This is a genomic window from Arthrobacter sp. UNCCL28 (assembly GCF_900102805.1).
Taxonomy (GTDB): domain Bacteria; phylum Actinomycetota; class Actinomycetes; order Actinomycetales; family Micrococcaceae; genus Arthrobacter; species Arthrobacter nicotinovorans_A.
In genome coordinates this window covers 1-21,534 of the sequence record NZ_FMWE01000014.1, presented here as the reverse complement: position 1 = coordinate 21,534, position 21,534 = coordinate 1, and the positions used below count along the sequence as shown (strand labels likewise).

At 62.2% G+C, this 21,534-nt stretch carries 22 protein-coding genes and 1 pseudogene; 14 read left to right on the top strand and 9 right to left on the bottom strand.

Features of this window, described 5'->3' with window-relative positions; genetic code table 11:
* Positions 1 to 969, bottom strand: a complete 969-nt coding sequence (locus BLQ01_RS21435) for an SDR family NAD(P)-dependent oxidoreductase (RefSeq protein ID WP_091554293.1) — start codon at positions 967 to 969, stop codon at positions 1 to 3.
* 139 nt (positions 970 to 1,108) lie between these two features.
* Here BLQ01_RS21435 and BLQ01_RS21430 point away from each other — a divergent pair, with 139 nt between their 5' ends.
* From BLQ01_RS21430 to BLQ01_RS21415, 5 genes and pseudogenes are all read left to right on the top strand, one after another.
* Positions 1,109 to 1,567 carry a MarR family winged helix-turn-helix transcriptional regulator gene (locus tag BLQ01_RS21430; RefSeq protein ID WP_026542567.1) on the top strand — a complete coding sequence of 153 codons (459 nt, stop codon included), beginning with the start codon at positions 1,109 to 1,111 and terminating at the stop codon, positions 1,565 to 1,567.
* Between the two features lie 129 nt (positions 1,568 to 1,696).
* Positions 1,697 to 1,915, top strand: a complete 219-nt coding sequence (locus BLQ01_RS21425) for a hypothetical protein (protein WP_081733408.1) — start codon at positions 1,697 to 1,699, stop codon at positions 1,913 to 1,915.
* Between the two features lie 108 nt (positions 1,916 to 2,023).
* Positions 2,024 to 2,389, top strand: a pseudogene (locus BLQ01_RS22755) (glycosyltransferase family A protein); the annotation flags it as partial.
* A gap of 173 nt (positions 2,390 to 2,562) precedes the next feature.
* Complete coding sequence (locus tag BLQ01_RS22750) at positions 2,563 to 2,892, top strand: hypothetical protein (RefSeq protein ID WP_254779562.1); 330 nt, start codon at positions 2,563 to 2,565, stop codon at positions 2,890 to 2,892.
* 10 nt (positions 2,893 to 2,902) lie between these two features.
* Positions 2,903 to 3,634 (top strand): DUF72 domain-containing protein, encoded by a 732-nt coding sequence (locus BLQ01_RS21415; protein ID WP_091554291.1) that lies wholly within the window; start codon positions 2,903 to 2,905, stop codon positions 3,632 to 3,634.
* 28 nt (positions 3,635 to 3,662) lie between these two features.
* Here the strand turns inward: BLQ01_RS21415 and BLQ01_RS21410 are convergent, their stop codons facing one another.
* Entirely contained in the window at positions 3,663 to 4,124 is a 462-nt protein-coding gene (locus tag BLQ01_RS21410; protein ID WP_091554289.1) for a GatB/YqeY domain-containing protein, read from the bottom strand.
* Positions 4,125 to 4,343: 219 nt separating this feature from the next.
* Here BLQ01_RS21410 and BLQ01_RS21405 point away from each other — a divergent pair, with 219 nt between their 5' ends.
* The gene (locus BLQ01_RS21405; RefSeq protein WP_026548241.1) at positions 4,344 to 4,628 is read left to right on the top strand and encodes a DUF3040 domain-containing protein; all 285 of its coding nucleotides are present in this window, start codon (positions 4,344 to 4,346) and stop codon (positions 4,626 to 4,628) included.
* A gap of 10 nt (positions 4,629 to 4,638) precedes the next feature.
* Here the strand turns inward: BLQ01_RS21405 and BLQ01_RS21400 are convergent, their stop codons facing one another.
* Positions 4,639 to 5,910 (bottom strand): NAD(P)/FAD-dependent oxidoreductase, encoded by a 1,272-nt coding sequence (locus tag BLQ01_RS21400; protein ID WP_091554287.1) that lies wholly within the window; start codon positions 5,908 to 5,910, stop codon positions 4,639 to 4,641.
* A gap of 119 nt (positions 5,911 to 6,029) precedes the next feature.
* Here BLQ01_RS21400 and BLQ01_RS21395 point away from each other — a divergent pair, with 119 nt between their 5' ends.
* The gene (locus BLQ01_RS21395; protein WP_091554285.1) at positions 6,030 to 6,815 is read left to right on the top strand and encodes a histidine phosphatase family protein; all 786 of its coding nucleotides are present in this window, start codon (positions 6,030 to 6,032) and stop codon (positions 6,813 to 6,815) included.
* Positions 6,799 to 7,722, top strand: coding sequence for an NAD(P)H-hydrate dehydratase (locus BLQ01_RS21390; RefSeq protein WP_254779561.1), 924 nt, complete (start codon positions 6,799 to 6,801; stop codon positions 7,720 to 7,722). The genes BLQ01_RS21395 and BLQ01_RS21390 overlap by 17 nt, the downstream gene beginning before the upstream one ends.
* Positions 7,723 to 7,735: 13 nt before the next feature.
* Here the strand turns inward: BLQ01_RS21390 and BLQ01_RS21385 are convergent, their stop codons facing one another.
* Together BLQ01_RS21385 and BLQ01_RS21380 are read right to left on the bottom strand one after the other, a co-directional pair.
* Positions 7,736 to 9,397 carry a RecQ family ATP-dependent DNA helicase gene (locus BLQ01_RS21385; RefSeq protein WP_091554282.1) on the bottom strand — a complete coding sequence of 554 codons (1,662 nt, stop codon included), beginning with the start codon at positions 9,395 to 9,397 and terminating at the stop codon, positions 7,736 to 7,738.
* Between the two features lie 270 nt (positions 9,398 to 9,667).
* Complete coding sequence (locus BLQ01_RS21380) at positions 9,668 to 11,227, bottom strand: glycoside hydrolase family 32 protein (protein WP_091554280.1); 1,560 nt, start codon at positions 11,225 to 11,227, stop codon at positions 9,668 to 9,670.
* Positions 11,228 to 11,565: 338 nt separating this feature from the next.
* Between BLQ01_RS21380 and BLQ01_RS21375 the strand changes: the two genes are divergently transcribed.
* The 6 genes from BLQ01_RS21375 to BLQ01_RS21350 all read left to right on the top strand — a co-directional run bounded on the left by BLQ01_RS21375 (position 11,566) and on the right by BLQ01_RS21350 (position 18,135).
* Complete coding sequence (locus BLQ01_RS21375; protein WP_091554278.1) at positions 11,566 to 13,002, top strand: glycoside hydrolase family protein; 1,437 nt, start codon at positions 11,566 to 11,568, stop codon at positions 13,000 to 13,002.
* Positions 13,003 to 13,052: 50 nt separating this feature from the next.
* Positions 13,053 to 14,390 (top strand): ABC transporter substrate-binding protein, encoded by a 1,338-nt coding sequence (locus tag BLQ01_RS21370; RefSeq protein ID WP_091554275.1) that lies wholly within the window; start codon positions 13,053 to 13,055, stop codon positions 14,388 to 14,390.
* 46 nt (positions 14,391 to 14,436) lie between these two features.
* Positions 14,437 to 15,315 carry a carbohydrate ABC transporter permease gene (locus BLQ01_RS21365; RefSeq protein WP_091554273.1) on the top strand — a complete coding sequence of 293 codons (879 nt, stop codon included), beginning with the start codon at positions 14,437 to 14,439 and terminating at the stop codon, positions 15,313 to 15,315.
* Complete coding sequence (locus BLQ01_RS21360) at positions 15,315 to 16,214, top strand: carbohydrate ABC transporter permease (protein WP_026542580.1); 900 nt, start codon at positions 15,315 to 15,317, stop codon at positions 16,212 to 16,214. Before BLQ01_RS21365 ends, BLQ01_RS21360 begins: the two co-directional genes overlap by 1 nt.
* 38 nt (positions 16,215 to 16,252) lie before the next feature.
* Positions 16,253 to 17,344 (top strand): LacI family DNA-binding transcriptional regulator, encoded by a 1,092-nt coding sequence (locus BLQ01_RS21355; RefSeq protein ID WP_175493516.1) that lies wholly within the window; start codon positions 16,253 to 16,255, stop codon positions 17,342 to 17,344.
* A gap of 137 nt (positions 17,345 to 17,481) precedes the next feature.
* On the top strand, positions 17,482 to 18,135 hold the full coding sequence (locus BLQ01_RS21350) for a DedA family protein (RefSeq protein WP_175493515.1): 654 nt from the start codon (positions 17,482 to 17,484) through the stop codon (positions 18,133 to 18,135).
* Between the two features lie 10 nt (positions 18,136 to 18,145).
* Here the strand turns inward: BLQ01_RS21350 and arr are convergent, their stop codons facing one another.
* From arr to pnuC, 4 genes are all read right to left on the bottom strand, one after another.
* Complete coding sequence (gene arr, locus BLQ01_RS21345) at positions 18,146 to 18,565, bottom strand: NAD(+)--rifampin ADP-ribosyltransferase (RefSeq protein WP_035761178.1); 420 nt, start codon at positions 18,563 to 18,565, stop codon at positions 18,146 to 18,148.
* Positions 18,566 to 18,639: 74 nt separating this feature from the next.
* Positions 18,640 to 19,413 (bottom strand): NUDIX hydrolase, encoded by a 774-nt coding sequence (locus BLQ01_RS21340; protein WP_051420997.1) that lies wholly within the window; start codon positions 19,411 to 19,413, stop codon positions 18,640 to 18,642.
* Positions 19,410 to 20,519, bottom strand: a complete 1,110-nt coding sequence (locus BLQ01_RS21335) for an AAA family ATPase (RefSeq protein WP_091554266.1) — start codon at positions 20,517 to 20,519, stop codon at positions 19,410 to 19,412. Before BLQ01_RS21335 ends, BLQ01_RS21340 begins: the two co-directional genes overlap by 4 nt.
* Before the next feature lies 1 nt (position 20,520).
* On the bottom strand, positions 20,521 to 21,186 hold the full coding sequence (gene pnuC, locus BLQ01_RS21330) for a nicotinamide riboside transporter PnuC (RefSeq protein WP_091554264.1): 666 nt from the start codon (positions 21,184 to 21,186) through the stop codon (positions 20,521 to 20,523).
* Positions 21,187 to 21,534 lie beyond the last annotated feature (348 nt).

The following is a 21,534-nucleotide window of genomic DNA, read 5'->3' as shown; positions in this document are numbered from 1 at the left end:
TCAGCGCGCCTGCACGGGTTCAGACGTGGCAGTCTCAGCCTTAACAGGCTCGGGCTGCAGCTCTGCGGGCAGCGGCAGGAATTCCTCACCGAAGCTTTGCAGGGTGTCCGAACTGAACAGGGAGCCGGCGTTTTCCTGCAGCGCCTCGTAGTCCCACCCGCCCTGACGGTATTCGGTGGTTGCTGCCTCGGGGTGCGTCCAGACCTGCAGCCGGTCACCACCGGCACCAATCGCCTGGCCGGTAATTCCCGCAGCCGCGTCAGAGGCGAGGAAGGCAATCAGCCCGGCGACGTCGTCGGCCGTTCCAAAACCAAGATCATGACGGAAGAAGGACGGCATCGCCTCACCACGCTCTTCGGCCTCGACAGCTTTCTGGAAATACGGGACGGTCTTGGTCATTGCCGTCGCTGCCACCGGGATCACGGAGTTCACCGTCACTCCGGCCTTCTTCATCTCCAGCGCCCAGGTGCGGACCATGCCCACGATCCCGGCCTTCGCCGCAGCATAGTTTGTCTGCCCGAAGTTGCCGCGCTGCCCGGTGGGCGAACCGATGGTGATGATCCGGCCCGCGACGTTGTTTTCCTTGAAGTACGCGAATGCCTCACGCACACAGGTGAATGTGCCCTTCAGGTGCACGTTGATGACCAGGTCAAAATCCTCGTCCGTCATTTTCAACAGGCTCTTGTCCCGCAGGATCCCGGCGTTCGTGACCAGGATGTCCAGGCGGCCGAACGACTCGACAGCGCCCGCCACCAAGGCTTTCGCGGCATCGGTCGAGCCCACGGGAACCACCACTGCGGCGGCCCGGCCGCCGTCGGCCTGGATCTGCGCTACTGCAGCGGAAGCGGTTTCGGTGTTGACGTCATTAATCACGACGGCGGCACCCTGGCGGGCGAGCTCCCTCGCGTAAGCCAGTCCAAGGCCCTGCCCACTCCCGGTAACGATCGCAACCTTGCCGTTCAAGCTCATGCCGTGCTCCTTCGCATGCAGTAACCGGCCGGAGCCGGTGGGGCCGATCCCACGGCGTCGTGAGATCCTTGTCATGATCAATGAGAATACGGATCATTGAAAAAGTCAACGATTGTTTTTCATTACTATTGGAGTTGTCATGGGACCGCAGAGTACCGAAGTGGAAATCCCGCGCCTGGCCGCGGCCAAAATCGGAAACGACGTGGGCCTGCTGTTGGCCAAGCTGCATGCCACCGGGTCACTCCTGAACAACAAGGCGCTGGCGGACTATGGACTGCGGGAACGATCATTTTCCGTGCTCACCCTGGCGTGCAGCGGACTCGAACCCACGCAGCGGGAGCTGGCCGATTTCCTCAGCCTTGACCCAAGCCAGGTAGTCAGTTTGGTGGACGACCTCGAGCACCGGGGCCTGGTCAAGCGGGCGCAGGGCAAGCAGGACCGCAGGGCAAAGATCATCGTCTCCACTGCCGAGGGCCGGCGGATCCATACCAAAGCACGGACCGGGCTCGAAGCATGCGAGCAAACCCAGCTGGCGGCGCTGACGGAAGAAGAAAACGTGCAGCTGCGGGCACTGCTCAAAAAGGCGCTGTGGGGCTGAGCTTCCCTCCGCGCCACACCCGGCCGGGACGTTACTGCGAGCGGTCCTGGACATCTGCACATCACATCGCGTCTACCGTAGGCACATGTCCATACCGGCCCGGAGCAGCTTCTGTCAGGATCGGAAACTATGGACTTCCCACTCTTCCACGATCCCCTGCAGGGCAGCGTCAGTGTCGACGCGTCCGTGCGTGAGCCCAAACCCCACCGCCAGCCGCGCAGTTCCAACAGGCCGGCGCGTCAAGGAACCGGCCCATCCACGCCGGGTCGAGCCGTCAGGCAACGTGAAGTGGCCAAGGTAGCCGAAGACCTTCGCGCCCTGATGGAGAGGTCCGGAGCGAGGGGCTGAAAATAGCCCGCTCCTTGACGCAGCTTGAGGAATAGAACCGGCCCAAGTGGGTATAGATAGGGGAAACCCATCTCAATCCATACCAATCCTGAGGGCCGGAGGTGTGCTGTGGGCTGGAAAACTTCCACGCGGTGGGCAGAACCAAACAACGTTTCCGAAACGGCGACCACGGACGTGCTCATCCCTACGTGCGATCGACCCGCCGAGGCGGCAGTTACCCTCGCCGGCTTGGCGGCGCAGTCCGAACCCCCGTTCAGGGTGGTGATGAGCGATCAATCCACGGACAGCCCGGACTGGGAACATCCTGCCGTCGCCGCGGTCATCCGGGTACTTGAGGCCCAGGGCAGATCTGTTGCCCTTTTCCGCCACCTCCCTCGGCGTGGGCTTGCAGAGCACCGGCAGTTCCTGCTGGAACAGTCCACCGCAGAACAGTGCCTGTTCCTGGACGACGACGTGTGGCTGGAGCCTGGCGCCTTGGATCGCCTCAGCCGCGCCCTGGATGAACTGGGTTGCGGTTTTGTGGGCATGGCTCCCCAAGGCCTGTCCTATCTGGGCGAGAGGAGGCCGGATGAGACGGCCGGATTCGAACCGTGGCAGGGCCCTGTGATGCCCGAACGTATCCGCCCGGGCACCGCTGCCTTCAACCGTTGGCCCCTTCACACAACGCCGCCAACCTCAGCCACCTCAGTACCGATCTTCCCCTGCCTCCGGACGGATGGGTGCCCTACAGGGTTGCCTGGTTGGGCGGGTGCGTGCTGTACAACAGGCACGCCTTGATCGAGTCGGGCGGGTTCAGCTTTTGGCGTGGACTCCCGGCCAACCACGCCGGAGAGGATGTGGTGGCGCAGTGGCAGGTCATGGAGAGGTTCGGGGGTGCCGGCATCCTGCCTTCGGGCGCGGTCCACCTCGAGTCGCCTACCACCGTCACCGACCGGCGGGTTGAGGCGTACGACGTCGTGCTGGGCGCCAAGGACTAACATCCACACCATGGCGATCCACATCGGCACATCAGGCTGGAGCTACGATCACTGGGAGAACGTGCTCTATCCGCCCGGACTTCCCGCGTCAAAGCGCCTGGCCCTGTATACCGCGAGGTTCAAGACCGTGGAACTCAATGCGAGTTTCTACCGTTGGCCCCGGGAAACGACGTTCGCCGGCTGGCGTGAACGCCTTCCGCCGGGCTTCGCGATGTCGGTCAAGGCCCCCCGGGGGCTCACGCATGCCAAAAAGCTCTACAGTCCCGAGGTCTGGGTGGAACGGATTACCCGCTGCTGGCATGAGCTCGGTGACAAGCGGGCCGTGCTCTTGGTCCAGCTGCCACCGGGATTTGCCCGTGACCATGCGAGGCTCGACTACTTCCTGGCCGCATTGCCCCATTGGATCCGGGTAGCCGTCGAGTTCCGCCACGACAGTTGGGACCATCCGGAGGTGTATGCGCTGCTGGAGCGGCATGGCGCTGCCTACTGCATCATGAGTGGCGCCAATCTGCCCTGCATCCTCCGCGCCACCGCACCGTTTGTGTACATACGGCTTCACGGCCCGGACCACGAGCACCTTTACGGCGGCTCCTACTCCGATGACGACCTTCGGTGGTGGGCGGACCGGATCCGCGAATGGGCCGGCGCGGGCAAGGACGTGTACGCCTACTTCAACAACGACGGCGGCGGCAATGCCGTGCGGAACGCTGAGACGCTGCGGTGGCTGCTTGGGGTTGGCTGACGCATGGCGACACCAACCCCACGGCCACTCAAGCCAAACGGCCCCGCACGATTTCGCTGACCGTCTTACCGTCGAAGCGTCCTGCAACTTTGGCGGTGACAGGCTTCATGACGGCTCCAATGGACCGCATGGAGAGTTCCTGGCCATCTGCGGTCAAAGCCGTGATGGCCTCGTCCACGATTGCCTCTACTTCTTCGCGGGTGAGCGCCTTGGGGAGGTACGCCTCAATAATCTCCGCTTCGGCTACTTCGGCTGTTGCCCGGTCCGCCTCGCCGGCTTCAGTGTAGATCCGGGCCGTGTCGCGGCGCTTGGCAGCTTCCTTCTGCAGCAGCGAGGTGACTTGCGCGTCGTCGAGCTCCACCGGCGTCTTGCCCGACTTTTCCCGCGTGCTGATCTCGCCCAACACGTTGCGAACCGTGGTCAATGCGACCTTGTTGCCGGCCTTCATGTGGTCAACGACGTCCGCTTTCAAGCGTTCTTTGAGTGTCATGATGTTGCTCCTTGTTTGGTGTTCCCAGTGCTATCTTCCCAGCTTGGGTGCCGGAGAGGGGCCTCCCGTCCGGCGAGGGGAAGCACACAGTACGGGCGACATGCTTGCGGTTTGAATAGTAAGCATGCTTAGCTTATTGGGTCACTGGAAAAGGGTCGCCCCTGAACCGGTTGATCTCCAATCTCACAAAGCAGCCTCAGCGCTTAAGGAGGGACTCCCATGCCACTTTCTGAAAGGGAGCGCAAAGTACTTCAGCAACTTGAGCGCGAACTGTTCATCCAGGATCCCGACCTGGCCCGGCAACTCGAATCCGGGGTACCTGTGCCCGGACCGGCGCAACCCCGCCTCCGTGATGTCGTGGGCGCTGCACTCGGGGTCCTGCTGATGCTGCTGGCGATTCCCTTGCACGTGTTTCCCCTTGCCCTTGCCGGGGCACTCTTCGTAGTCCATGCACTGGTGGCACACCGCAACTACAAGAAAGCGGCGGGGTCACAGCTCCTTTGAGATCCCGTACTTAGCTTGGATCCTGGTCCGGTGATTCCTTCTCGACAGGCCCGCTGACCACCACTTGGGCAGGACTATGGAGAAGATAGCCATTGAGCCAGGAGAACAAGGCACGGACCTTTTGTTGCAGCCCCGAAAGCAGGGCCAGATGCACCAGCAGCCAGGACAGGAAGGCAAGGACGCCTTGCAACTGGACTCGCTTGCGGCCCAGCTCCGCCACTGCCGCGCCACGCCCGACCATGGCCATGTAGCCTTTGTCCACATAACGGAATGGTGCCCGGCTGCCCCCGTCCAGGTCCGCGAGGATGTTTTTGCCGGCCCATTTTCCAGCCTGTTGAGCCACCGAACCCAGCTGCGGCAGCTTTGCCCCCGTTGAATCCGTGATGTTCGCTGCGTCTCCAATGACGTAGACACCGTCCACGCCCGGAGCGGTCAGGTCAGGATGAACGTCAACCCGGCCCCCTCTCCCCTGGGCCAGTCCGGAACCATCAATCAGGCCGCCGGCTTTCAGCCCTCCTGCCCACACCACGATTTGTCCCGGTACCGAAGTTCCATCTGCCAAGGCCACCCCGTCGGGACGGACCTCGGTGACGCCCACCCCCATGTGCAGTTGGACCCCCACTTTCTTCAAATGCTCCGTGGCATACTTCTGGGACTTGGCGGAGAACATGTTCAGGACGCTGGGGACCATATCCACCAGATGCACCCTGCACCGCGCGGCAAGCTCCGGCGAGAAATACTTGCTCACAACGTATTTGACGTTCTCTGCCATCGCTCCCGCGGTTTCCACGCCGGTAGGGCCGCCTCCCACCACCACAACGTCAACGGAACCGTCCGGGTTTCTGTCGGCCTGGTCCAGCAGACGGGTGAGGCCCGTGCCAAGCCTGGTGGCATCAGTGACCGAATAGAGGGGGAATGCCAGTTCCGCCGCACCCGGAGTGTTGAAGAAGTTAGGGACCGCCCCTACGGCGATCACCAGGATTTCTCCGTGCACCGTGCGGCCATCGGTGGTGGTGACCGTCCGTTCAGCCGCGCTGACTGACTCCACTTTCGCGGTGAGGACCTTGACGGTCTTGTAGCGACGGAAAACCGAGCGCAGGGGGCGGGCAATGGCTGAGACACCTATCTGGGACGTCGCAACCTGATAAAGCAGGGGCTGGAACTGGTGATAGTTGTTTGAGTCGATGAGCAGGACGCGGATGCCTTTGCCCCCCAGCTCCTTGGCTGCTGCTACGCCTGCAAATCCGGCACCGACAATGACCACTGGGTATGAGTCCTCCATGCGAGCAACTTACTTCACTCCAAGTCCGGACAAAAGGGGTTCCCAATCCCCCGTTTACCATCCGGCCTTGGCGGGTACGCAGTGGGTAGTGTTCTGCATTCGGCAACGCACGCGGAGGGGTGATCTTTGTGGTTGAGGACGGGCTGACGGACGCAGTGCAGGAGGCTGGTGCCGTGGAATTGCTGCTGATCCGGCACGGCGAGAGTGAAGGCAACGTGGCCGCGACGGAGGCGCGCCTGGCCGGGGCCGAGGTTATCCAGGTGCCGGCCAGGGACCCTGACGTGAACCTCTCCGCTACGGGCCAGGAGCAGGCGAAGGCATTGGGGACGGCGCTGGCAAGGATGGCTGAGGAGTTCCGGCCCGATGCTGTGGTGTCCTCACCCTATGCCCGGGCCCGTCAGACGGCCGAGATCGCCGTGGAGGCGGCAGGCTGGCCGGTAAAGGTCCTCATCGATGAACGCCTGCGTGACCGGGAGCTGGGGATTCTGGACAGGTTGACGCGACTAGGCGTTGAGGCACGCTACCCGGACGAGGCCGAACGGCGGCTCTGGCTCGGCAAGTTGTACTACCGGCCGCCGGGTGGTGAGTCCTGGGCCGATGTCGCCCTCCGGCTCCGCTCGGTCCTGGACGAGCTCAACACACTGGGAAACGGCCACAGGGTGATGTTGGTCTGCCATGACGCCGTCATCCTCCTTGTCCGTTATGTCCTGGAAGGAATGTCCGAGGACGAGATCCTGGACCTGGCAGCCACCACATCGGTGCTGAATGCCTCCATCACCCGGTACGTCCGTCCCACGGGTGCCGGCCCTTGGCAACTGGAGAGCTTCAACGTAGCTGACCATCTGAAAGAGCAGGGTGTGGCAGTGACCGAACATGCCGGAGATGCCAGTGTCCACCCCCAGTGAGCCCGGCAACCCCACTCTGGTGACCCCCTCCCTGCTGCGGGACTGGCCCTTGCCCGCTCCCGGCGAAGACAAGTATTCGCGCGGAGCGGTGCTGGTCATTGGTGGCGCGCGGGCCACCCCGGGCGCAGCCCTGTTGGCCGGCATTTCGGCGCTCCGTGCGGGTGCTGGAAAGATCACGCTGGCTGTGGCAGGGTCCGTGGCGCCGCAGGTGGCCGTGGCCCTGCCCGAATGTGGGTCTGTGGGCCTGCCGGAGAACGCCGACGGCTCTGTCACCGGCGAAGGGCTGGACCGGGTGGCAGCTTATTTGGAGAAGGCCGACGCCGTATTGATCGGTCCGGGACTGGACGACCGGGACCTTGCCGAGCATCTCCTGGACGCCCTGCTGGCGCGGGAGGAAACCGAGGGTAACGACGGCCCGCAAGGAGGGCCCGCCGTCGTGCTTGATGCTTATGCCTTGGGCGGGCTGGCCCGGATCGAAGACCGGCTTGGCCCATGGCGTGGCCGGCTGCTCCTGACTCCCAACCCGACGGAAGCGGGAATCCTGCTGGGACGGGACGTTGAGGACCTGGAGAGGGATGTGGTGGCCATCGCCCAGCGATTCGGCGCAGTGGTCAGTTGCCAGGGCTTCATCGCCGGACCCTCATCCGGAAGTTCGCAGGAACCGGGGCTGTGGAAGATCACCACAGGTTACGGCGGACTGGGAACATCCGGCAGCGGGGACGTTTTGGCCGGCACCATCGCCGGGCTTCGGGCCAGGGGCACAAGCGGCGTGCAGGCAGCGTGCTGGGGCACCCACCTTCACGCCGCCGCAGCTGATCGTTTGGCGAGCAAGCTCGGTCCGCTGGGCTTCCTGGCCCGCGAGCTCGCCGATGAGCTCCCGGCATTGATGCTGGAGCTGAACACCTGAGGCGCCCTGGTACCTAGGCCGGCTTCAACAGCTCATGTTCGACGACGGCGGATCGGGACAGGGTCTTGTACCCCTCCTGCTCGAAGAGCACAGTGATGACGTCGTCCTCGTGCCGCATCACCAGGCCTTGGCCCCATTCCTTATGGATCACAGTGGATTGGAGCGGAAACAGTTCAGGTGCCGCGGTGTCATCCGCTGCGTCCTGGAGATTCACCCTGTCCGCGGAATCCTTGCAGGCATCGCAGTTGCCGCAGGGCTCGGGCATGTCCTCGCCAAAGTAGCCCAGAAGGAATTGCCGGCGGCAGCCGTCGGTCTCCGCGTAGCCCCGCATCATGGTGAGCCGGGACTGTTCCACCCGTTGCCGGGCCTCTGCACGTTCTACAGCACGGCGCACCAGCGCGGAAAGCTTGGCCTTGGAAGCAAGGCGGACACCGCGCTTCCCCGTGGTCACGGCGCCGGCATCTTCCAACTGGTTCACCAGTGCAGTGATCCGGCGCCCCGGAAAGCCCGTGAGCTCCACCAGGGCGGTTTTCGGAGCCGGCGCGCCTGCATTCCTGATGACTTTGAGCACCGCGGTGAGCGCCTCAGGATCCGGGGAGTGTGTAGTGAAGAACTTGCGAAGCCCCAGGTCTTCGGCACGATAATGCAGGACTGCCTGGGCAGGCTCGCCGTCCCGCCCGGCCCGGCCGATCTCCTGGTAGTAGGAATCCAGGGAATCCGGAATGTCTGCGTGGACCACGAACCGGACGTTTGGCTTGTCGATCCCCATGCCAAAGGCTGTTGTGGCAACAACAACGTCCAGTTGGTCATCCAGGAATGACTCATGGACCTTCTCGCGGTCAGTGTCGGACCGGCCCGCGTGGTAGGCGTCGGCCCGCAGACCTTCCTCTGCCAGCTTGGCCGCGTACTTCCCGCTGTCCTTGCGGGTTGCCACGTACAGCAAGCCCACTCCCCCGGCCTTGGCGAGGGCGGCAACCTGCTCCACCACGGCTTTGCGCTTGCCCTTGTCCTCCTGGTGCCGGACCACGTCCAGGCTGATATTGGGGCGGTCAAAGCCGCGGATCAGGACCAACGGGTCCTTCATGCCCAGCCGCTCCAGAATTTCGTTGCGCACCGGTGGTGAGGCGGTAGCAGTCAGCGCCACCACCGGCGGGTTGCCCAACTGTTCGCGGACGGTACCCAAGTCCAGGTAGTCGGGCCGGAAATCATGGCCCCAGGAGGAGACACAGTGCGCCTCGTCCACCACGAACATGGTGATGTTCAGCGCCGCGATCCGGTCCACGGTGGCCTGCTTGGCCAGTTGCTCCGGGGCAAGGAACAAGAAGGTGGCCTGGCCGGATTCAGCCGCCGCCCAGGCCGCCTCCACTTCCGAATCGCTGCGGGAGGAGTTGATGGCGACGGCGGCGCCGGGGCCAAGGTCCTCGGTAAGCCCGTCCAGCTGGTCTTCCTGCAAAGCAATAAGCGGAGAAACCACGACGGCGGGCCGTCCCGTTTGGTGGTGAAGGTACCGGGCAGCGACCTGATAGGTAGCCGACTTTCCGTAACCGGTGGGCATGACCGCGAGGACATCGCGGCCTTGGACGAGGGCGCTCATCCCAGCCAGTTGGCCGTCGCGCAATTCGGGGAGGGAGAAATCGGACGCCGCGAGGGCGCTCAGGGCAAGGTCATCAGACATTCGTAGGGTGGCTCCGCATAGAGTTTCCTGCGGCCACTTGCATCAGCCGAGGTGACCAGCCTATCGGAGCCGGGGACCCGGCGTCGTGCGTTGCCTGGTCGGCTGTGGATAACGCCTTGTTGGCTGCGACCTGTCGTTGTACAGGGTGGATCAGGTGGGTCACCCGGGTGCTTGTCAGATGCGAACTGCCCAACGGACCCGGAAGAACGACGGCGACGCACCCGCCTGCTGCAGCGTCGCCGTCGTTCTTTCCAGCCGTAGGACGCAGGCTTAGATGGGGTTCCCGAACTCGCGGATGGTGATGCCGGTGAAGTTGGCCGGACCGCCGTCCGCATAGAGGGAGATCCCCGTGTCCCCGGCCGCGAAGTGCACCTGCTGCGAAACCACCGTGTGCCCGGAATTTACGAACACCTCAACACTTTGGGTGTCTACAAAGATGCGCAGGTGGACGGATCTGGCGTTCGCATCGATGGGCGCGGCGGCGCGGGTGTAGGGTGCCAGCGCATAACCGCTTTGCTCCGAGGATGCGCGATCGACGTATAACTCGTCAGCGTATTTGCCGATGTTCGTATGGCGGCTGCCATCGGACGAGCGGCCCACCGAGACTCCCACGTTCGCTGCCGTGTCCCATGAAATATCGAGTTCCAGTTCATACGCCCGGCCGCTCCACGGAAGTACGAAACTGCCGTTGACTGTACGGTCCGGAAGGGTGGTGCTGGAGGTGGCATAGTTCGAAAGCGCCGGAACAGGCGTGCTGAGCAAGGTGTACCAGCCGCCCGATTGGCGCTCGAGCCTGAGCTCGCGCGTGATGGAATTTTGCCCGTTATAGCCATCGGAAACGTCCGTGGGCACGTTGCGGGCGGCATATTTCCAGTTGTTCATCCACGCGGTGGCAAGCCGCTTGGTCTCAGGTGCTTCCACGGCCGGCCAGGTCACGGCGGCGTACCAGTCCCATCCCCAGTCAAGCCACTGTGGTGTGAGGTTGTCGGCGATGAATGCTGTGCCGTTCCATGAACCTGTCCAGTAGGCAAAGGTCATGGGCAGGCCGATGCTGTAGGCGTCCATGCTCGCCCCGAACACCCAGTGCCGGGTTCCGTCTCCTGCGGTCATCTCGAACAGATCCGGGCATTCGATACCGCCGAGGGCGTGGTTGGGGTAGTCGAAGTTGGACTTCCATTGCCAATCCCGCAGGTTGGGAGAGGTGTAGAAGGCAGCGTAGCGGGCCCTGCCGATGACACAGACCCACTCGTTGCGCGTCGCGTCCCAGTGAATTTTCGGGTCGCGGAACCATTCTGCGTTCTCCACCTCGGCGGGGGTGGTGGCCGTCCGTCCATCAGTGTTCACAATGACCGCGTCAGGCAACGCGGTGAAGGTATAGCCGCCATCCGTGGACCAGTAAAGGTACTGTTCCTGGAATTTCCGGACTCCGTCGGTGGGTTGGGTGGCGAGCGCGATGACTGCGCCGGCGCCGAAGCCGGCGGTGTTGGCGGTGTCCACTACTGCCGATCCCGACCACACGGGGAAGTCCGGTTGCATTGGCATCACCACTCCATGGTGGGTGTAAGACACTCCGTCGCCGGTGGTCGCGTGGTCCCATCCGCCCGGTCCGTTGTTCTGGCCGGAGTGGAGGTAGTAGAGCTGGTAGGCGCCGTTTGTATGTACGGGTCGCTGCGGATCACATAGCCAGCCGGAGGGCGGGGTCATGTGGTAGATCGCCCGGAGGGATGTCTGGGCGTGGGCGGCCACGGGAATGGCATTGCTCATGAAAAGTGCCAAGGCACCAACCCCTGCACCTTGCAGGGCAGTGCGGCGAGAGATGTCATACGTCATCGATTCGTTTCCTCTCAGTGTTCGGCGGGCGCGACGACACGCCAAACGTCATGGTGATGGGTGTGTGAGACCGTCGGGAAAGGTCCCGGGCAGCCTGGTACTGCACGTCAGGTGGAGAGCTGTATTGGTACTCATTGCCGGGTCCGGACGGCTCGGCATCGAGCGGTCCGGTGAGTCATCGGCTACGCAGGACATTAGCGGCGGACAGTTTTCCGGTCAAGCGTTTTAGCACCATAGGTCCAGACAAAATAAATAATTGCTAAAACGCTTGATCGCTGCTGAATTTCCGGCTAGCTTACGAGTGATCAAACGCTTTAGCAGAATGGACATCAGCGCAGATGAAACGCCCAGTCTTCTTCCAACCCGCCGACGGATGGGTTGGGGACCTTATCCCCTACGAGAAGGACGGAGAGTTCTGGCTCTTCTACCTTCACGAAGACCGCTCGGACCCGAAACCGGGAACATCATGGAACCTGGTCACCACAAAAGACCTCACACAGTTTGAAAACCATGGTGTCTCCCTGCACCACGGCAGCGAAACCGACCGGGACTTCAACGCCTACACCGGCAGCGTCGTTGCGGACGGGTCCGGCGTCCACCACCTCTTCTACACCGGCCAAAACCCCCGGAACCGCGGGGCCGACGGCGTACCGCTCCAGTTGGTCATGCACGCCACCAGCACCGATGGCATGCGCACTTGGCAAAAGCACCCGGAACTGACATTCGGCGCTCCGGACGGCTACGAGTCCGGTGACTGGCGGGATCCCTTCGTGTTCTGGGATGACACCAGGAAGCAGTGGAGGATGTTGTTGGCAGCCAGGCACTCCACCGGTCCGGAGCGCCGCCGCGGCGTGATCGCCCAGTGCGTATCCACTGACCTGATGACCTGGCAACACACCGACCCGTTTTGGGACCCACGCCGGTACATCACCCATGAATGCCCGGATGTCTTCGCTTGGGGTGACTGGTGGTACATGGTGTACTCCGAGTTCTCGGAATCGTTCACCACCCGCTACCGCATGGCCAAGAGTCCCGACGGCCCATGGACTGTGCCATCTTTGGACAGCGTCGACGGCCGCGCCTTTTACGCCTCAAAGTCCGCTGAGCGAGACGGCCGCCGTTTCTTCTTTGGCTGGATCGCCACCAAGGAAGGCAACACCGACAACGGGCCATGGCAGTGGGCCGGCACCATGTCTGTGCTCGAAGCCCGCCAAAACCCGGACGGAACCTTGGGATTCTGCTTCGCGGATGAACTGGTGGAGAGCTTCTGGGATGACGTCCCCGTCTCCCTGACAAGTGCCGTGCCCACCCGGTTCGATGTGCCGGATGGGTACACGTCGATGGTGTCCGACGAGGAGATGCCGGAACAGTTTTACGCCAAGGTGGTGCTGGACATCGCGCCGAACACCACCGAGTGCGGGTTGCTGCTCCGCTCAAGCCACGACGGCGACCACTCCTACGTCCTCCGCTTGGAACCCAAGCGGGGCAGGCTCGTCTTCGACCGCTGGCCGCGCGCGGTCACCGGTGATGCACAGTGGCACGTCTCAGGCGATGTACCGTTCGACGTCGAACTTGAGCGGCCCTGCGACCTCACCCCCGGCGTACACACGCTTGAAGTCATCGTCGACGGCGACACTTGCGTCGCCGTCGTCGACCGCCAAGTGGCGCTCAGCGCGAGGATCTACGACCGCACTACCGGGCGGATCGGCGTCTTCGTCGGCGAAGGATCCGTCGCTCTCACCGAACTTGAAATACGCCAACGTACCGACAACTGAATATTCAGCACCCACCCCAACCTCTGTTCCAATCAAGGGAGATTGCCGCAATGAAGAAACTACTCCGTGCTGCCGCCGTCGCAGCCGTCGCTGCCCTGGCGTTGACAGCCTGCGGCGGCGCTGGAGGCACCAGCGACCCCGCCAATGTCACCCCCACCGGTGAGATCAAACCCCGCGAAATCTCGTGGCTCCTGTCCAGGCCTGCCGACGGCGCCGTCATCAACATCATGAAGAAGCTCGCCGACGACTACGCCAAGGACCACCCGGGGTTTGCACTGAACCTCATCACCACCCCGGACCGCCCCTCCTACATCCAGAAGCTCGAAACCCTGGCTGCGGCCAACAAGCTCCCCGAGCTGTTTGACACCGATGCCACTCCGTTCGCCCAGCAGCTGGCCAAGCAGGGCAAGATGGTGGAGGCCGACAAGCTGCTGAAGTCGCTGGACCTCTATGACGACTACCGGCCCGGGGCCCTGGACTACCAGCGGTTCGATGACGGGTCCCTTTACATGATCCCGTTCCAGTTCGAGCTCGAATTCATCTGGTACAACAAAGCCCTGCTCCAAAAGGCCGGCGTAGCCGTTCCTCAGTCCTTGGACGACATCCCAGCGATGTGTACCGCCCTGCGCAATGCCGGAATTACTCCGATCGCCATCGACGGGCAGGACCAGTGGCCGCTGGAACGCTATGTGGCGTACCAGCCCTTCCGGGCTGCCGGCCCCGACTTCGTCCAAAAACTGAAGAAGGGTGAAGCTGCGTTCAGCGATCCTGCGGGCCAAAAGACCGTTCAATGGATGTCCGAACTCGGCAAGGCCGAGTGCTTCCAAAAGGGCTTCTCCGCGCAGGGCTACTCGGACGCGCAGAACCAGTTCACCTCCGGCCAAGCCGCGATGTACAACATCGGCACGTGGGAACTGCCCAGCCTCGCCACAGACAAACTCAACCCTGACGTCCGGGACGACATCGACTTCTTCACCCTTCCCACAACATCGGGTTCCGTGACGGCGGCCAACGAGTTCGTTTCCCCGTCCGGCATCGGCATGGCAGTGAACTCAAAGACGTACGATCCCCTTGTCAGCGACTTCCTGAAGTTCGCGTTGCAGAAGTACCCGGCTGAATACGCTGCCACCGGGGCGCTCTCCCCCACCACCACCGTGGAAACCACCGTCCCCGCGAACGCCACGCCGCTGTACAAAAAGGCCCTCGAAACGGCCAATACCCTCGGCGAAAAGCAGGCCATGCCGTGGGACACCCAGCTGGACCCCACCACCAATGGCCGCTTGCAGCAAGAGCTGGTCCTCCTGGTCCAGGGCAACGTCACGCCCGAACAATTCACCAAGACCATGGACGACGCCATCAAGCAGAACGCGCCCAAGTTCTTCAAGTAAACCGAAACGGCGGGGGCCTGTAGTGCCCCCGCCCGAAAGGCCCACCATGCTTCCCAACAGGTCAAGGACCTCAGTACTGGTTTTCCTGCTCCCGCCCCTGCTGCTCTATTGCGCAGCAGTCCTCTTTCCCATACTTCAGTCCCTGGTCCTGAGCTTCTTCTCCTGGAATGGCATCAGTGACATGGAGTTCGTCGGGCTGGCCAACTACGTCCGAATGCTCACCGCCGATGACGTCTTCTGGCGTTCCTTCTTCAATGCCCTGCTTTACCTGGCCATCTGCCTGGTCCTGCAACTGGGCGGCGCCCTGGTTGTCGCCAGCCTGCTCACATCCCTGAGCAGGGGACGTGAACTGATCAAGACCCTGTATTTGCTGCCCGCTGTGATCTCCACGGTCGCCATTGCGTTCCTCTTTGTCCGCATCTACTCCATTGATCCCGTCGGCCTGCTGAATCAGCTCCTGCACTGGGTGGGACTGGGTTCCTTGGAGCGGGCCTGGTTGTCCGACGTCAACACCGTCCTGGCCGCAGTCTCCGCCCCTGAAGGATGGCGCTTCACCGGGCTCTACATGCTCATCATCTACGCGGCGTTGATCGCCGTGCCCAAGGAGCTCGAAGAAGCTGCGGTCCTGGATGGCGCATCGAAGTGGACCCTGTTCACCAAGATCCGCTTCCCCTACATTCGGCCCGTCTGGGTTACCACCACCATCATGGCCACCACATACGGCCTGCGGGGCTTCGACATCCCGTACCTCATGACCAACGGCGGCCCCGGGCAGTCGTCCGAGCTCCTCACCACCTACATGTACAAGACAGCCTTCACCAGCACGGATTTCGGCTACGCAAGCACCATCTCCGTCTTCATCGTGATCGAGTGCCTCGTCGCCGTCGGCCTCATTTTGTTCATGCTCAAGCGGAAGGCAGATTAATGATCACCCAGACAGCCCCGGCCCGGCCCACCCGTGCACGTCCTGCTGCCGTCCCTCAGAAGCGGCGGCGGAAGCCAAGCCTTTACCGGACACTCTCGAGGGTCCTGATCATGCTCATCGTGATCGTCCAGGTCTATCCGCTTGCCTGGCTGTTCTTGACCAGCCTCCGGACTGAACACGACTTTGCCACCGGAGATCCTTTCGCGCTTCCCAGCTCACTGACCTGGGAGAACTACGCCCGGGCTTTCGAAACCGGTGACCTCGGACGGAATATCCTGAACAGTTTCATCGTCACCATGGGTGCCAACGTGTTGATTGTCCTGTTCGGCATGATGGCCGCCTACGCCATTCAGGTCCTTGGCTTCCGCCTCAGCAAGTTCGTCCGGGGCTTGTTCCTGGTCGGCATCATTGTTCCCGTCCAGATCGCGCTGGTCCCGCTGTTCATCGACTATTCCGCGGTGAACCTGTTGGACACCTACCAGTCGATGATTATTCCGCTGGCCGGTTTCGCCCTGCCGATGTCCATCTACCTTTTCTCGTCCTTCTTCGAGTACATTCCCCGCGAAACTTATGAGGCAGCATCCCTGGATGGGGCCGGACCGTACCGGATCTTCGGGCTGATCACCCTGCCGCTGTCGCTCAACACCGTGGTCACCGTAGTGCTGGTCAACAGCATCTTCATCTGGAACGACTTCATCTTCGCAAATACCTTTGTGCTCTCCGAAGAACTCAAAACCATCCCCCTGGGCTTGCAGAACTACATCGGGGCCATGGGCAAGGTCGACTGGACGGCCACCTTCGCTGCTGTATGCGTCACCATCACGCCTCTGCTGCTGGTCTTCCTGGTCCTCAACAAGGCCATGATCCAAGGCCTTGAGAGCGGAGCGAACAAGGGATGACCTCAATGACCGACGGTTATACTCCTGATGGAGGACAGATGATTTCGCAGGAGAGAGAGTCGGGCAGCGCGGCCACCCCCGCAATGCCTGCCAAAACAGGCCGTGCCCATCCGGTGACCCTCCGGGAAGTGGCTGAACTGGCCGGAGTATCCACTGCCACGGTGTCCTTGGTGATCAACAAGAAGAAGAACGCCCGGATCGCCGACGAGACCCGCCAACGCGTCACCGAGGCGATCACCGAGTTGGGTTACCGTCCCAATGCCATGGCCAAAACACTGGTGAGCGGCACATCCAAGTTCATCGGACTGGTCGCCGACGGCGTAGCTACTACGCCGTTCGCCGGCCAAATCATCCACGGCGCCCAGGACGAAGCCTGGAAACATGGCTACGCCCTCCTGATCGCGAACACCGAAGGCAACCAGGAGCTCGAAAAAGACGCAATAGCAATGATGCTCGAATACAAAGTACGCGGCATCCTGTACTCCACGTGGTTCCACCGTCCTACGGAAATTCCGGCAACGCTTCGGGAATCTGACTTCGTCCTGGTCAACTGTTTTTCCCCGGAATCCGGAACGGCCCGCGCCGTGGTCCCGGACGAGGCACAGGGCGGCCGATCGGCCACGGAGATCCTGCTCCGCGGTGGCCACCGTCGCATCGCGTTCATCAACGCCACTACCCCCTCACCTGCCAGGGATGGCCGGCTCCAGGGGTACAAGGACGCGCTCAGTGCCGCCGGAATTGGCTTTGATCCGGCGTTGGTGTTTGAAGCCTACCCGGATCAGGAGGGGGGCTACGGCGCCACGGAAAGGCTGCTCACCCTCGGTGTGGGCGCTGTGTATTGCTATAACGACCGCATGGCTATGGGACTTTACGACGGCCTGCGGGAAAACGGGCTGTCCATCCCGGAGGACATGGCCGTGGTGGGTTTCGATAACCAGGAAGTCATTGCTGCCCACCTGCGTCCGCCGCTCTCCACAGTGTCACTGCCTCATTACGAACTGGGCGCGGCCGGCGTTCGCATGCTCCTGGGCCTGGATGCGGCTCCACTTGAATCAGCTGTGAAGATCGCCTGCCCGCCGGTTGAGCGTGCGTCCGTAGCCGTGCATTCACCCGCACAACGGCGCGCTTGATCCACGAAGGATCGAAGTCGTACCCCCTGCGCATTGCCCGCAGCCGCGTGGAGGAATAGCGTTGAGGGTGGAAGCCCAGTGGTCCCCCATCACTGGGCTTCCCTTGTGGAACTGTCAGCTCATGGAAGGACATCGCTTTGTTCGGCACTTTGGAAACGGGTGGTTCCGCTGATCAGCTGACCGGAATAGTGGGCGTTGCCGCCAAAGTCATCGAGGCCCTCGGCGAATGGGGAGTGGGCTTGCTGACGTTTCTTGAGACGGTGTTTCCCCCGATTCCCAGCGAAGTCATCCTCCCTTTGGCCGGCTTCCTCACCCAGCAAGGCAACATCAACTTGTTGTTGGTGTTCCTCACCAGCACCCTTGGCGCTTACGCAGGGGCTCTGCTGTTGTATTGGCTGGGCTACAAAGTGGGGATGAAGCGGTCCATCCACTTGCTGTCGAAGCTTCCACTGGTTGACCGGGAAGATTTCGAGAGGGCAGCCGGTTGGTTCGAGCGCCACGGCAAGTCCGCCATCTTCTTCGGAAGGCTGTTGCCCGGGGTGCGCAGCCTCATCTCCCTCCCGGCCGGCGCCGAACGCATGAACCTGGTGACCTTCAGCATCTTCACCATCGCCGGAACCGGAGTATGGAACGGGCTGCTCATCGGATTGGGCGCGTTGCTGGGCAAGCAATACCACTTGGTGGACCAGTACTCGCGCTTCCTCAACTACGCCGTCTACGCCGGGATTGCCGGCTTCATAGCGTGGCTCGTTGTCCGCCGGGTCAGGCGGGGCAAGGCAAACGCCAAGTAGGCAGGCCGGCTCAATTGATGATTTCGCCGCGTTCATCCGCTTGGAGTGCGGCCAACCGCTCCTTCCACGCCTGCAGTTCCCCTGGCGTCAGCCGTGTCCAGTCGGTGACTTCACCAATGACCCTGAGCGGGGCGCTGCTGCGGTATGAGCGGGTGGGATTGCCGGGGAACTTCTTGTCAGTAACGTTGGGGTCATTCTCGAAGTCCCCTGTTGGCTCCACGGCGTAAACGCGTGGCTCGCCGTCGCCGGCGGCCAGTTCCGCAGCCAGACCGGCGCCGTCCCGAAGTGCCGTGAAATAGATGTGGTTCATGACCACCTCAGGACGGTAGTTGGACCGGAAACCCGCACTCAGGAGATCGCCTTCGCGAAGATCGGCCTTTGTTCCGTGAAAGAAGGGGCCCTCATCCAGTGGTCTATTCGAGGACGGCAGTGGTTGATTCGACGACGGCAGTGGTTGATTCGCAGATGGCGGCTGGTTCACAGATACAGCCTAAGCCCGCGGTTTCAGGAGGCAACCGCTGCCGGGGAGCCCGGGGCTTGCGGCTTGGAGAGTGGCGGATGGATATGGCGGTCAGTTGCGGTGAACAGCGCAGCGGGGGCACCGCCGGCGGCTCCCCGGCTTTTCCGGCCGGTGTCATTGAGTTGCGGCATCATTTTTCGGGTGAAGTTCCCGGCGGGCAGGGTCGTTTCCCACACAGCGTCGTAAACGGTGCGAAGCTGCGTCATGGTGAACTCTTCGGGCAGAAGGCGGGCGGCAACGGTGGTGTATTCCATTTTCCCGGCCAGCCGCTCCAGCCCGTCAGCCAGGATCGTGGCGTGATCGAAGGCCAACTCTTCGCTCCGCATAATGTCATGGACCCCGTACCAGCCGCTGGAGGCAGCATCGGATCCGGCGGTGATCTTTGGCAGCGTAATCCCGTCGGATGCCAGAAGGGCAACGTGGGCTACCGAGACAACCCGCATCCGCGGATCCCGATCCGGGTTAGTGTAGGTGGCCAACTGCTCGACGTGAACCGCCAGTCTTCCCAGGTCCAGCCCGGTCTCTTCAGCGAGTTCACGCCCGGCTGCCTGGCCGGCTGATTCCTGCGGGCCAACAAAGCCTCCCGGGAGGGCCAGCGCGTCCTTGAAGGGGTGTTCTCCCCGGCGTACCAGAGCCACCTTCAGCACGCCGTCCGTGACTGCAAACACCACCAGGTCCACGGTCAGGGCTATGGAGGGATAGTCGCCGGGGTTGTAGTTTTCCAGGAAGTTCCTGGCGGACTTGGCTTGGGAGGTCACGCTGCTGCACCTTCCAGAACGGTCCTGGCAGCCCACGGCGGGGAAGCAAGACTGCTCCGCTGGGCAAGGACCAGGTCAATGATTTCGACGGCGGTCTTCATGCGCCGATCGTGGTCGCCGGTGACCAGGATCCATGAGTGTCCCTCCTCAGTCAGGGTTTCCTTAAACCACTCAGTCATTTCTGCGCGTCGGTGTTCGCCTTCACGCCATCCATCGTCTTCGAACTCCACGCCCTCGTGATCGGTGATCAGGTAGAGGTCCCGACGGGGCAGAACGTCAGCAGCGTGGTAGGAACCGAAGCTGCCTTCGCCCAGGTAGAACCGCTCCCAGAGCGTGGTGGCCAGGGCATCGGTATCTGCAATCACCAAAGGACAGGCGTCGGCTGCCGCATTCTCCAAGACGGTCTGCCGGGCACCAACCACACCGAAGTCCTGGGCTGTCCACACCATGTCCTGGAGTCCGGCACCAGGCGTCCGGGCACGGAGCTCATCAAACTTCAGGTACGTGTATTCACGGCCGAATTCCGGGACGTCCAAGAGCCGGGGGAATTGCTGGCGGTAATGCCCGGTAAGTGCCTTTGCCAGCGTGGTGGTCCCCGTGGATTCGGCACCAACCACAATGATCCGCGTTGCCATGTCCTGACGGGCGGAAGGGATGATCCAGGACCAGGCGGCCCCAAGATCCTCACGGCACAGGGTGCCGCTGACCGGGTAGGCGCTCCGGGAGAGGTCTACCAAGACGTGCTCCGCGTCAAAAATCCCAGCCAGCCGGGCACCGTATTCTTCTGAGCTGAACAGTGCGTCCACTGAGGATATGCCGTGGGACTTCAGGGCCAGACGCATCAGCTCGGCCTGGGCTTTCCAGATTTCGTCCGAGTGGTAATCATCCGGGCAGTCGTTGGGCATCCCGATGATCTCCACACCTTTGACCTCCTGAAATTCCTCGGCGAGCCATGCGCGTCGATCCTCAACGCTGATGGACTCGAATCGGTTGCCAAGGACCAGGACGGCGACCCTTTCGGCTTGCGCTGCAGCGGTGGTGATCAGGTGGTGGTGGCCCGCGTGGGGCGGGTAGAACTTGCCGATAACCATGGCCTGCTTGTACATCTCATGCTCCTGTCTTGATGGCTTCGGAAAGGGCCGGAGTTTCAGCACGGCCGGCACGTTTCCAATCGATGAGTCCGTAAATGCAAAGGGCCAGGAATCCGATGTAGAGGATGGCGGTCAATGTCAGGCCGCGGCTGAAGTAGAGCGGAACAGAGACCACATCGATGAGAATCCAGACGTACCAGTGCTGGAAGATCTTTTTGGCCTGCCCATAGGTTGCTATGAGCGAGGCGGTCAGCACGAAAGCGTCCGGCCATGGCACCTGGGAATCAGTTCCGTGGGTAAGGACCAACGCCACAGCTACAGTTCCGACCAACGCAATACCGACGCCCAGGACGACCTCCCTGCCCGTAGCGTCCCGGATCAGCAGGTCATTCTTGACCTGGGTGTCGGAGTTGCCGCGCACCCAATTGAACCAACCGTAGGCCGAAACGACCGCGAAGATCACCTGAAGTACTGTTTCCCCATAGAGTCCTGCTCCGAGAAACAAAACGATGAACGCCAGGTTGTTCAGGATGCCAACGGGCCAGTTCCACAGCTTCTGCCGGGCTACGCCGTAGACGCAGGCTGCACCGGTAACGAAGCCGATTACCTCGATCCAACTCACCGGGCTGCCGAAAAGGTTGGGGATTGCTGCGGAGTTCATCCAGTCGAGCAGGGCCATCATTGTCGTCTTCCATTCTTTATTATCACTCTGACAAGAACAAAGTAGCAGAGTTATCGTCACTCTGACAACAACCCATTGCTGAGGCATTTCGAACAGCCTGGAAATGGGCCTCAGCGCGGTGCGGGAGTCTTGAGTTTTTCCTGAGGAAGTGTTGCGGGTTTGCAGGATTTGTTCTTGATCCTGCCCCGGCACAGTAGTTCTTGTCAGCCAGTCAGGCAGACACCAAAGAACAGGCCGGCCGGTCCCACGGTGGCCCACCGAAAGGACACTGATTCCCATGGCCATCAGCCTCAAGACCACCTCCGGCAAGATCCTCGCTTCCGTCGCACTGGTCGGCACCGCAGCCGC